This window comes from Massilia orientalis (genome assembly GCF_030411975.2).
Taxonomy (GTDB): domain Bacteria; phylum Pseudomonadota; class Gammaproteobacteria; order Burkholderiales; family Burkholderiaceae_D; genus Telluria; species Telluria orientalis.
Map to the genome: position 1 here is coordinate 227,391 of NZ_JASNRB020000010.1, position 11,818 is coordinate 239,208.

The following is an 11,818-nucleotide window of genomic DNA, read 5'->3' on the forward strand; positions in this document are numbered from 1 at the left end:
GCCGGCCGTCAGTCCAGGTCGGAGGCGTCGTGGCGCTCCAGCACCTGTTCTTCCGGCTTGCCGCGCACGCGGTTGACCTTGCGCCCGCGGATCACGGCCGGCCGCGCGCCGACCTCGTCGGCCCAGCGGCGCACCTGCTGGTACTGGTGCACGGCGAGGAATTCGCCGGCATCGTACAGCTCGCCCAGCACGAGGCCGCCGTACCACGGCCAGATCGCCATGTCGGCGATCGTGTAGTCGTCGCCCGCGACGAAGCGGCGCCCGGCCAGCAGGCGGTCGAGCACGTCCAGCTGGCGCTTCGTTTCCATCGCATAGCGGTTGATCGGGTATTCCAGCTTTTCCGGCGCGTACGCATAGAAATGGCCGAAGCCGCCGCCGACGAAGGGTGCCGATCCCATCTGCCACATCAGCCAGTTGAAGGTCTCGGTGCGGGCCGGGATGTCCTGCGGCAGGAAGGCGCCGAATTTCTCCGCCAGGTAGACGAGGATAGCCCCGGACTCGAACACGCGCACGGGCTCTTGCCCGCTGCGGTCGACGAGGGCCGGGATCTTGGAATTCGGGTTGATGTCGACGAAGCCGCTGCCGAACTGGGCGCCTTCGTTGATGCGGATGAGCCAGGCGTCGTATTCCGCGCCCGCGTGGCCGGCGGCCAGCAGCTCCTCGAGCATGATCGTGACCTTTTGCCCGTTCGGCGTACCCAGCGAATACAGTTGCAGCGGATGCTTGCCCACCGGCAGTTCCAGCTCGTGGGTCTTGCCCGCGACGGGACGGTTGATGCTGGCGAAGGCGCCGCCGGAGGGCGTCGCCGGGGACCAGACCCGGGGCGGGACGTAGGGGGACGTGAACGGGTTCGTGGGGTCGGACATTGCACTTCTCCTTCTGGGACTCGGTAGGAGAGGCGATGATGCCCGAAAAGCGACGTTCGTGCTGGAAGCGAAGAACGTCGCCCCCGCGGAGGCGGGGGCCCATGCTGAAGTGCCGAATTCCGTGTTTTGGAAATGCCGTGGCGTTCTGGATGAACGACTTCAGAGGTTCAGTATGGATCCCCGCCTGCGCGGGGATGACGGGGTTTAACGCAGCAGTTTCAACCCCGGCGGCAGCGCATCGCCGAACATGCGCGTGCTGCTTTCCTGGTCCAGTTCGACGACCTCGCGCACCTGTGCGGACCAGCTGGCCGGTGCGCCCGCGGATGCGAGCTTCTGCAGTACCTGGGCGCGCAAGTCCTCGCCGATGTCGCGCGTGCGGTCGCCCGTCTTGCGCGCGATGTGGGCGGCGGCGAAGCCGGCCGGTTCGATCCGCTTCCAGTCGAGCAGCATGAGTTCCGTCAGCCAGCGTCCGGCCGCATCCGGCGGCGCGACTTCGTGCGCGCTGCCGTGCAGCGGCGTGCGGGCGCCCACGCGCGCGAGCGCCCACAGATAGCGCGCATACGTGGCCGCGGCCTTCGCGTCGGGCTTGGGCGTCGCCGGAATGCCCATGATGCGGCCGACCATCCAGTCCCCGATCTCGGCCTTGTACGCGGCCGGGATGCGCTCCAGCGACGCGCCCAGGCGCAGCATGTCGTCCTCGCTGCCGTCGACGAGCGTGGCGGGACGCCTGGCGCGGTCGTTCGGGTCGGCCTGCAGGTTGAACGCGAAGTCGTCGAGCAGGCGCAGCTGCGCTTCCGTGGAGAGTCCGCCGGCCACGCGCCGCCACAGGGTCCACCATTCGGCGCGGACCTGGCTGTCCTTGACGTATTGCGCGCCGGCCGGGAACAGGGCCCACAGCTGCTGGATTCTCCAGTCGTCGAGCGGGTCGCCGAAGCCGGGCCGCAGGCACCAGCCGGCCAGGTTCAGCCACACGCGTTCGTGCTCGGCCGAGCGGCGCCGGCCTTTCGCGCGTTCCATCAGGGCGTCGAACAGGCGGCGCAGCAGGGGCGTCTCCCACCGTTCGCGGCCGCCCAGCACGTGTTCGAGCGCGCCGCGCAGCTGGCGCACTTCGCGCACTTCCACCTGCTGGTTGCGGGCGCCGAAGATGCGGTCGATGCGCTTGACGGCTTCGTCGACCTGCGGATGCGCGCTATCGGCGCTGGCCGGCGCCTCTTCTTCGCCGCGCAGCTGGAATTCAAGGCGCCAGCGCTGGCCGCTGCCATCCTCGGCCACGCAGAACATCTCCAGCGTGCCGAGCTCGGACAGCGCGGCCGCCAGTTGCACGGGGATGGATGCGGTCTTCGCATCCTGCGCGCGCAGCACGGTGGCGATCGCGGGCAGGCGCACGACGTCGGCGGGATCGAGGTCGACGAGATCGCCCGCCGCGGCCGTATCGGCGATGGCGGACACGAGGTGGAAGCGCACGGGCCGGCCCACGCGCAGCGCGAAGCTGCGTTCGGCCAGCGTGATCTCCGCGCCGGCACGGGCGCCGCGCGGCAGCACGCAGACGGCGCTCAGTTTCCCATCCTTGCGTTGGCCTTCCTCGAGGATCAGGTAATAACTGCGCGCCGAGCCGCTTTCGATGGCGGGCGCGAGCCCGGCGCGCGCGAGCGAATAGGCGACGGCGCCGCGCGCGACGGCGACGTCCGGATCGGCATTGTGCAGCACCCGGACGGCGTCGCCGCGCCACGCGGACAGCACGCCGGCCAGCCGCTGCGCCAGCGCTTCTCCGCGGAACACGCCGCCGTTCAGCAGCAGCGTATCCGGCACGGGCAGGCGATCGTCATCGGGGATGCCCAGCGCCTCGCGCGCCGCCTGCGCGTGCTGGCGCAGGAAGCCCGCCAGATGGCGCGTGATGGCCGGGTCGCTCGCATACGGCAGGCCGAATTCGACGATGCCGGCGCGGGCGCGCTGCGGACCTTCCTGGGTGTCGTTAAAAGGGAAAAAACCGTCCAGCACGATGCGGTCGACGTCGGCCTTCGCGATCGTCGCGGAGCGGCTGGCGCCGATGAGGCGCGAGCCGCTGCCGAGCAGGGTGACGGTCACTTCATCCGGCGCGTCCGGCGCCAGCAACTGTTCCTTCGCGGCGCGGCAGCGTTCCGTCAGTTGCGCGAGCCGGCCGGCCGACAGGCGCTGGCTCTCGCCCAGGCGCGATTCGGCCAGGTGGGCGAGGGCGAGGTCCATGTTGTCGCCGCCGAGGATCAGGTGGTTGCCCACGCCGATGCGCGACAGCGCCGGTTCTCCGTCTTTCAGTTCGACTTTGACGAGCGTGAAGTCGGTGGTGCCGCCGCCCACGTCGGCCACGAGCACGAGCTTCGCGTCCGCGAGGTCGGTAGCCAGGGTCGTGCGGTGGCGTTGCAGCCAGTCGTACAGGGCCGCTTGCGGCTCTTCGAGCAGGCGCACGTCGGGCAGGCCGGCGAGACGCGCCGCTTCCAGCGTGAGGGCGCGCGCGCCTTCGTCGAACGACGCGGGGATCGTGAGGACGATCTGCTGCCGTTCCAGCGGCTGCGTGGGGTGCCGCGTATTCCACGCCGCGCGCAGATGGGCGAGATAGCTGGCGCTCGCGGCCAGCGGCGAGACTTTCGGCACGTCGTCCGGCGCGCCCCACGGCAGGATCGGTGCCGTGCGGTCCACGCCCGGATGCGACAGCCAGCTTTTCGCGGAGGCGACGAGACGCCCCGGCGAGGCGGCGCCGAGACTCCGCGCGAGGCGGCCGATGGCGACTCTTTCCACGCCGCCCACGTCCGGCTGTTGCCACGGCAGTTGCAGCGCATCCGCCGCGAGTTCGCCGTCGAGCGGGTGGTAGCGGCTCGACGGCAGCAGCGGCGCCGTGCCCACTTCGCCGGGCGCCACCAGCTGTGGAATATCGAGCGTGGCGACCTGGTCGGACCCCACGTCGGCATACGCCAGCACCGTGTTGGTGGTGCCGAGGTCGATGCCGACGAGGGCTGGTCTGGTGCGGGTCACTGCTCGGTGCTGCGGACGTCGAACTCGACCTTCCAGCGCTGGCCTTCACGGGCCACGGCCACCAGTTCCAGCGTGCCCGCTTCCGTCGCGACGGCATGCAGCTTCACCTGCACGACGTCGCCCGGCGTGCGGCCTTCCGCCGGCAGCGTCGCCTGGATCTCGTTCAATTCCTGCAGCTCGTCCGGGCTCCAGGACTCCAGCACGGTGCCGATATGGTCCTGGCGCCGCACGGTGGAGCCGAAGAAGCGGAAGTGCACGGGCTCGCCGACGACGAGGCCGAATTCCTGGCCCGGCAGTTCCAGCTCGCTGCCTTCTTCCATGCCGAACGGCGCCACGCACAGCGCTTCCAGCGGCGGTTCGAAGCCGGGGATCGCGGGCATCGAGGACTCGACGCCGACATAGTACGACCGGGCCGTGCCGCCGCGGATGCGCACGCCGCCGCCGCGGCGCGCATAGCCGTAGTAGGCGGCGCCGCGCGCGACGGCGAGATCCAGGTCCGCGCCTTCCAGCATGCGGGCCGGTTCGGCGCCTTCCATGTACAGCCAGTCGTTGATGGTGTCCATCACGCGCTTGGCCAGGATCTCCGACTTGAACACGCCGCCGTTGAACAGGACGGCGCTCGGGTGCAGGAAGGTGTGCTCGGCATTCACCTTGCCGTTGAAGCCTTCCAGCTCCGCCGTCGCGCCGGCCTGGCGGCCGAGGAAGGCGGCGAGGTGGCGCGTGATGGCGGCGTCCTGCGCATACGGCAGGCCCACTTGCGTGAGGCCGGCGCGCGTGCGTGTCGCGGGGCGTGCGGACGCTTCCACGCGCGGGAAGAAGCCGTCCGTGATGAACGTGGTGACTTCGTCGCGCGTGAGCTCCGTGCGGATCGAACCGCCGATCAGCTTCGAGCCGCGGCTCGGCACGACGATCGGCCACGTGGTCGCGTCGGCGTCCGCCAGCAGGTGTTCCTTGGCGCCGCGGCAGGCGTAGGTGAGGGCGCGCATCTGCCATGCATCCAGCTGCGTGCCGTTCGCCTGCAGCTTGCGTGCGACGAGGTGGGCCAGCGCGAGGTCCATGTTGTCGCCGCCCAGCAGGATATGGTCGCCGACGGCGACGCGGTGCGGTTCCAGGTTGCCGTCGCGTTCGAGGATGGCGATCAGCGAGAAGTCGCTCGTACCGCCGCCCACGTCGACGACCAGCACGATGTCGCCCGCTTTCACTTGCTTGCGCCAGCCGCCGCCGCTGCCTTCGATCCAGCTGTACAGCGCGGCCTGCGGTTCTTCCAGCAAGGTCGGGTTGCCGTATCCGGCGCTCTTCGCGGCTTCCGCCGTCAGTTCGCGCGCGGCCGGGTCGAACGACGCCGGGATCGTCACGGTGACGGCCTGCCGTTCGAACGGCGCGTCCGGATGCGTCGCGTTCCACGCGGCTTTCAGGTGTTCGAGGTAGCGGGTCGATGCGGCCAGCGGCGACACGCGTTCGACTTCTTCCGGCGCGTCGGTCGGCAGGATGGCGGCGCGGCGATCGACGCTCGGGTGGCTCAGCCAGCTCTTCGCGGACGACACGAGGCGGATCGGCGTGCCTGCGCCGCGGCTGCGTGCCATTTCACCGACGACGGGCGCGGCCTGGCCGTTCGTCCACGGCAGCGCCAGTTCGCCCGGCGCCAGTTCGTCCGGGTGCGGCAGGTACAGGAACGACGGCAGCAGCGGCAGCGCCTCGACGGTGCCGGGCGCGCTCAGTTGCGGGATGCCCAGCACGCCCTGGTCGGCCTTCTCGCCGTCGCTGGCCTGCAGGTCCACGTACGACAGCGCGCTGTGCGTCGTGCCGAGGTCGATGCCGATGGCGTAGCGGGCGTCGTTGGTCTGGATGTCGCTCACAGTTCCACCTCCGCCGGGGCGATGACGCTGGCGTCGTGTTTATCCGCCAGCTGCGGCAGGCGCACGTCGCGGGCGCGCCAGCCGCGATGCGACAGGGTGCCGGTGAACGGGGCCTTGCCGACGACGTTGCCGGTCAGGCGCACGCTGGCGGCGTCGAAGCCTTCCGGCAGCGTGATGCGCGTGCCTTCCAGCTCGCCGCGCACGGGTTCGATGGTGAAGTGCTCGCGCAGCACGCGCGCGCAGCCTTCGTGCACGAGACGGGCGGCGGCGCCGATGTCGGCGTCCGCGTAGACCGTGATGTTTTCGTTGGCGAAGTCGATCAGGCGGGCTTCGCGCTGCAGGAGGCCCAGCAATTGCAGGGCCGCGTCCGGCGTGGCGATGCGTAATGGGGCCGATGCGGGGGCCGATGCGGGGGCAGGTGCAGGCGCGGGCTTCGGTGCTGGTGCCGGGGCGGGCGCAGGTGCGGCGATCGGGCCGACCTGGTCGTCGCGCACGCGCGCGGCGAACTCGGCGTCGCCCAGGGTCTTGAAGAAGGCGCCGAAGGCAAGGGACAGCCGGCTCCAGAAGGATGGCAGGTTGGTCGGTTGGCTCATGTTCTTGTGGTGTCTGGTGCGTGGTTCAGAAAGGGCGCATGATACCAGTTAGACAGCATCCGCCGCCGGATCATCTGTCGTGCTGCCCGCCAGCAGCGCACGTGCATACACGTCGAAATCGTCCAGTCCCCGCTTGATGATGGTCACCAGCGCGGGCAGCGGCGCGGCCTGGTGGTCCCATTCGGCGCGGCAGAATTCGCCCGTGCGCTTGAGGTCCTCGGCCAGTGCCGGCTCGATCCAGCCGTTGTCCGCCAGTAGCGTGATGACTTCACGCTCGTCGTGCGCCGGGCCCAGGCCGCGGTCGGCCAGCACGTAATCGCCCATCTCGACGGCCGCTTCCCAGGCGCGGATCACGTTCAAGGTCGCCGCGTCCTGGCGCGTGATGTCGCCGACGAAGGTCGTCGGGTCCTTCTCGTATTCGTCGCGGGCACGCTTGCAGCAGCGCTCGATGGTGCCCGTCTTGCTGACCAGCAGGTCGTGATCCATGTTGTTCCCTCGCTGCGGGACGTGGAGGGTCCCGTTACAGTCAATACGTTACAACAAGAACAACACAGCCGCCGCACAAGTGGGCGCAAGCGCACCCAGCAGCAGGCCCACGGCCCCGATCGACTCGTCGTTGAAGCCGCGCCGCAGCAACGCCACGCCGGCCGGGTTCGGCGCATTGGCGATGACGGTCAGGCCGCCGCCCGCCACCGCGCCCGCCACCAGCATGTATTGCGCGCGTTCGGACAGGCCGGCGATCAGCGAGCCGAGGTAGGTCAGCGCGGCGTTGTCCGTGATCGCGGTGAGGCCCAGCGCGCCGAAGAACAGGGCGGTCGGTTCCAGCTTCGCGACGATGGGCTGCAGCCACCATTGCTGCATCCCGCCCAGCACGACGAGGCCGGCGAGGAAGAAGCCGACCAGCAGGCCTTCCTTCAGGATCAGCGGGTCCTGGTAGCGCGGGTAGGCCTGGGTGATGCCGAGGAACAGCAGGAAAATGCCGGTGAACAGCACGGGATGGTGGGCCAGCAACACGATCGCCGTCAGCACGCCCAGGTGGGTGAGCGTGACGAGAACCGGCATGCGCACGGGCGCCTCGCCCTCGATCGAGATGTCGAACGGACGCAGGTGCGGGCGCAGCAGGTACGTCACGACGCTGGCGTTGGCCAGCACGGCGATGGCCGCGCGCCAGCCGAAGTGCGTCAGCATGTGGATGCTGTCCCAGCCCCACGCCCCGGCCACCATCAGCACGGGCGGCGCGGCATACGACGTCAGCGTGCCGCCGATCGACACGTTGACGAACAGGACGCCCAGCGCCCCGTACTTCAGCCATTCCGGCATGCCGGGACGGAACACGGACGGGGCCAGCATCAGCGCGGCGATCGTCATCGCGGCCGGTTCCGTGATCAGCGAGCCGACCAGCGGCACGAGAGCGAGGCCCAGCCATGTCTGCGCGACTTCCGTGCGCAGCGGCAGCAGCCGCGCGAGCAGGCGCACGAGCGAGCGCGCCGCCTCCAGCACGGGCCGCGACGGGGCCACCACCATCACGACGAACACGAACAGCGGCTCCGTGTAATGGCGCGATTCGGCGTAGTCGATGGCGGCGGCGCTGCCGTCGACGAAGGCCATCGCCAGCATCAGCACGAAGGCCCAGAAGCCGAAGACGACCTCCACCTCGCCCAGCAGGTGGAACAGGCCGGCGTGGCGCGGATGGCGGTGCGCCAGGCCCTCGAAGAGACGGGTGGCGAACGTGTGCAGCAGGGCGAGCACGAACAGGATCAGGGCGATCTTGTGCATGGTCGTGGTCATGACGAGTTCCTTTTCAATCACCCCGTCGTCCCCGGACTAGGCGTCCCCCTTGGCGGGGACCCAATTTTGCATGCGCCATCGAAACGCTTGCAAATTGGGCCCTGCCTTCGCAGGGGCGACGGTCTTAGGGCTGGCGGGCCGGATAGCTTCCGAGTTTTACTTTAAGCACGCGCGGCACCGTGGTGAAATTTAACCCGTAATCGGTCTGGTCGCCGTTCCATACGTGATGCAGCACCCAGTTGCCCGCGTCGTCGTAGCGGCCTTCCTCCACGCGCGCGAGCATGGCGCGCTTGCCGCTGCCCTCGGGTGCGGTGAAATCGATGCGCGCCATGCGGCCCGTGACCAGGTATTCGTCCGGGCCCAGCGCCGCGACCAGCACGCCGCCTTCCGGCCCCTGCGGATTCGCGGGGCGCGGCTTCATCCACGTCCAGTCCGACGCGCCGAACGTGCCCTTGTCGTAGTGGACGCGCGCCTTCCAGTTGCCCAGGTCCAGGTCGACGGGCTTGCGGTCGTCCGGTTCGCTCGCGCCCCAGACGTTCCCCTCGAACGCGTGCCGCGCCCAGAGTCGCATGATCGGCGCCACGAGGCGGTAGTTGCTGGCGAACGGCTCCAGCATGTCCCACGCGCTTTTTGGAATCGCGGCCGGGTCGTTCGCCTCCTTCGTGAAATCGACGCCGAACGGCGAGAAGCCGATGCCGCGCCGGCCCATCACGTCGAACAGGTAGCGCGCGTAGGCGAAGGTGTGGCCGGTCTCGGGGACGAACAGCGGATTGTCCGGGCGGTCGTACAGTTTCAGCACGGCGTGGTATTTCGGCGTCTCGGGAAAATAGATGTCCGGGCCGATCACGTCGATGTGCGGCGCGCCGGCCTTCCACACGTCGATCACGTTGTCGGTGGGACCGCCGGCCGAGTACGACGTCGGTTCCTGCTGCTTGAACGGATCGCGCAGCGCCACGTTGACGTACATCGGCAGGTCCAGCTCCGCCTTGCCCGCCGCGGCGACGGCGTCGGCGAAGCGCGCGATGTACCAGGCGTGGAACGCTTCGTCCGCGTCCTTGCCGAAGACCTCCGTCCACGTGCCGCCCGTGCGTCCGCGCGCCGTCAGGAGCGGCGCGGGCACCGGGCCCGCGAACAGTTTATTTGCTTCCGGCGAGTGGTCGCGCGCGCTGCCGTAGGTGCCCGTCTCGTTTTCGATCTGGACCATGATGACCGTGCGCTGCGGATCCTTCCCGCGGATGTGGCGCATCAGCGCGACGAAGGCGTTGCGGTCGGCGTCCAGCGTGGCCGGGAAGACCGGCGACAGCGAATCGCGCAACTCGCCCTTCGCATCGACGACGCGCGGATAGCGGGCGTTGTCCAGCTTGACCCACGCCGGCGTATAGCTCGGTCCATTGTTCTTCCACGCGCCGAACCACAGCAGCACGAGGCGCACGTTGTGGGTGCGCGCCTGCGCGAGCAGCAGGTCGAGGTAGCCGAAGTCGAAGACGCCCGGCTTTGTTTCGATCTGTTCCCACGCGATGGGCACTTCCAAGGCATTGGCGCCCAGCTTGTCGATGGCCGGCCAGACGAGCGGCATCTGCGCGGGCCAGGCACTGGAATTGTTCACCTGCGCGCCCAGCATGAAGAACGGCTTGCCGTCCACCAGCAGCGCATGGCGCCCGTCCTTGTGCACGATCCGCGGCAGCGGCGCGTCGAGGACGATATCGGCGCCCTGGGCCGACCAGGCCAGGGCGGACAGCAGCAAGCCGGCCAGCGTCTTTTTCATTCGGTCTCCTGTCGTGGTGATTTTGAACATTGTCCCACGACCGGGACCGTCTCAGCGCAGATGCGCGCGCAATCCGGTGACACCGGGCGCGACGTCGTCCGCCAGCACGTGCCGGTCCGGGAAGTCGCCCCCGTTCTGCGTGCGGTAGGGAATCGGCGCATCCGTGAACAGGGTGCGCATGCGCGCCGCCAGGCCGGCCTTCGCGCGTTCGACGCCCTCGGCATCGATGCGGCTCGTCCCATGCACGGCATACGTGGGCAGCACGTCCATGCCAGGGTAGAACAGGACGCCGTGCGTGATCGGGAACAGCAGTTCGTCGAGCTGGCCGTTGATGCCGCGCGGGCCGTAGTCGGCGGCCGGTCCGCCTGTCGTCACGGACAGCAGCGCGCGTTTGCCCGCGAGGCCGCCCTCGCCGTAGCGGTGGCGGTTGCCGGCGCCCTGGTAGCCGTAGGCGAGGCCGAAGGCGTACACGCGCTCGATCCAGCCCTTCATGATGGCCGGCATGCCGAACCACCACAGCGGGAACTGGAAGACGACGGCATCCGCCGCCATCAGCTTGGCCTGCTCGGCGCGCACGTCGTCCGGTTGCGTGCCGGTGCTGAACGCGTGGCCGGATTCGTCCACGAACGACAGGCGCTCGCGATCCTGCCGGTCGGGGAAGTCGTGTTCGTCGTAGACGGCGTTCCAGCCCATTGCATACAGGTCGGACTGGATCACTTCATGGCCCTGGGCGCGCAGTTCGGCGCGCGCGGCCCGGACCATCTGCGCGGTGAGGGAATGCGGGTCGGGGTGGGCGTGTACCAGTAAAACAGTCTTCATCGTTTGCTCCTTGATTGCGATGGAGGCCATTCTGGGCGTGCGAACCGCGCTTGGGAATGCCAGCCGGCTTTTGGGGTAGTATCCAAAAAATGGATATCAAGCGCATCGATTTCAACCTGCTCGTGACGCTGGACGCGCTGCTGGCCGAGCGCAGCGTGAGCCGCGCCGCGCAGCGCCTGAACCTGAGCCAGCCTGCGCTCAGCGCCCAGCTGGCGCGCCTGCGCGAGATGCTGGGCGACCCATTGTTCGTGCCGAGCCACCGCGGCATGACGCCCACGCCGCTGGCCCTGGGCCTGCAGGCGCCGCTGGCGGCGGCCCTCGCGCAGCTGCGCGACGTGGTGACGTCGGCCCGCGCCTTCGACCCCGCGCGCGACGAGTTCACGCTCCACGTGGCGTGTTCGGACTACGTGCAAGCGGCGCTGCTGCTCGACTTCACGCTCGCGCTGCGCCGCGACGCGCCGGGCCTGCGCATCGCCCTGCGTCCGGCCGATTCCACGCGGCTGGAAGCGCAGATGGAAAAGGGAGACGTCGACCTCGCGGTGCTGACGCCGGAAGGCATCGCGGAGTCTCTCCGTTCGCGTGCGCTGTTCGAGGAGCGCTACGTCTTCATCGCGCGGCGCGGCCACCCGGCGCTGCGCCGGCCGCTGGACACGCAGCGGTTCTGCGAACTCGAACACGTGATGGTCTCGCCGCGCGGCGGCAGTTTCACGACGCCGGTCGACGAGGTGCTCGACGCGCAGGGCCTGCGGCGCCGCGTCGTCGTGTCGGCGTCGACGTTCCACTCGGTACTGGACCTGGTCGAACGCTCCGACCTCGTCGCCCTCGTGCCGGCCCGCCTGGTGGAAGGGCGCCCAAACCGCCTGCGCGTGCTGGCGCCGCCGCTGCCCGTACCCGGCTTCGCCATCCACATGGCCTGGCATAACCGCAACCATGGGGACGCGGCGCAGCGCTGGGTGCGCGAGCGGCTGGTGGCGTTTGCGCGCGCGGCGCCGCGTTTCGGACATCCAACATAAAAAAGGCTGTGTTCGCGCTATTTATGTGAACTGAAATTCGTTGCAGAGGTCATACGCATCGTCGAGTTAACTCATGAGGAGTGACGATGCGCGGCCTGACGTTCGACGAATT

9 protein-coding genes are annotated in these 11,818 nt (G+C 69.2%); 1 reads left to right on the plus strand and 8 read right to left on the minus strand.

Annotation, left to right across the window (positions count from 1 at the left end; genetic code table 11):
• Nucleotides 1–8: 8 nt before the first annotated feature.
• The 8 genes from yghU to QPK29_RS18275 all read right to left on the minus strand — a co-directional run bounded on the left by yghU (nucleotide 9) and on the right by QPK29_RS18275 (nucleotide 10,693).
• Nucleotides 9–866 (minus strand): glutathione-dependent disulfide-bond oxidoreductase, encoded by an 858-nt coding sequence (gene yghU / locus QPK29_RS18240; RefSeq protein WP_160410236.1) that lies wholly within the window; start codon nucleotides 864–866, stop codon nucleotides 9–11.
• 204 nt (nucleotides 867–1,070) lie between these two features.
• Entirely contained in the window at nucleotides 1,071–3,872 is a 2,802-nt protein-coding gene (locus QPK29_RS18245; protein WP_371770096.1) for an Hsp70 family protein, read from the minus strand.
• Nucleotides 3,869–5,728, minus strand: coding sequence for an Hsp70 family protein (locus tag QPK29_RS18250; protein WP_371770095.1), 1,860 nt, complete (start codon nucleotides 5,726–5,728; stop codon nucleotides 3,869–3,871). Before QPK29_RS18250 ends, QPK29_RS18245 begins: the two co-directional genes overlap by 4 nt.
• Nucleotides 5,725–6,321, minus strand: a complete 597-nt coding sequence (locus QPK29_RS18255; protein ID WP_056136480.1) for a DUF2760 domain-containing protein — start codon at nucleotides 6,319–6,321, stop codon at nucleotides 5,725–5,727. Before QPK29_RS18255 ends, QPK29_RS18250 begins: the two co-directional genes overlap by 4 nt.
• 48 nt (nucleotides 6,322–6,369) lie before the next feature.
• Nucleotides 6,370–6,807 carry a type VII toxin-antitoxin system HepT family RNase toxin gene (hepT, locus tag QPK29_RS18260; protein WP_056136482.1) on the minus strand — a complete coding sequence of 146 codons (438 nt, stop codon included), beginning with the start codon at nucleotides 6,805–6,807 and terminating at the stop codon, nucleotides 6,370–6,372.
• A gap of 48 nt (nucleotides 6,808–6,855) precedes the next feature.
• Nucleotides 6,856–8,109 (minus strand): putative Na+/H+ antiporter, encoded by a 1,254-nt coding sequence (locus QPK29_RS18265; protein WP_371770094.1) that lies wholly within the window; start codon nucleotides 8,107–8,109, stop codon nucleotides 6,856–6,858.
• Between the two features lie 124 nt (nucleotides 8,110–8,233).
• Nucleotides 8,234–9,874: a DUF5597 domain-containing protein gene (locus QPK29_RS18270; RefSeq protein ID WP_371770093.1), complete on the minus strand. Its 1,641-nt coding sequence runs from the start codon at nucleotides 9,872–9,874 to the stop codon at nucleotides 8,234–8,236.
• 51 nt (nucleotides 9,875–9,925) lie between these two features.
• Nucleotides 9,926–10,693 carry an NAD(P)H-dependent oxidoreductase gene (locus QPK29_RS18275; protein ID WP_371770092.1) on the minus strand — a complete coding sequence of 256 codons (768 nt, stop codon included), beginning with the start codon at nucleotides 10,691–10,693 and terminating at the stop codon, nucleotides 9,926–9,928.
• Nucleotides 10,694–10,782: 89 nt separating this feature from the next.
• Between QPK29_RS18275 and QPK29_RS18280 the strand changes: the two genes are divergently transcribed.
• Nucleotides 10,783–11,706 carry a LysR family transcriptional regulator gene (locus QPK29_RS18280; RefSeq protein WP_371770091.1) on the plus strand — a complete coding sequence of 308 codons (924 nt, stop codon included), beginning with the start codon at nucleotides 10,783–10,785 and terminating at the stop codon, nucleotides 11,704–11,706.
• Nucleotides 11,707–11,818: the final 112 nt, after the last annotated feature.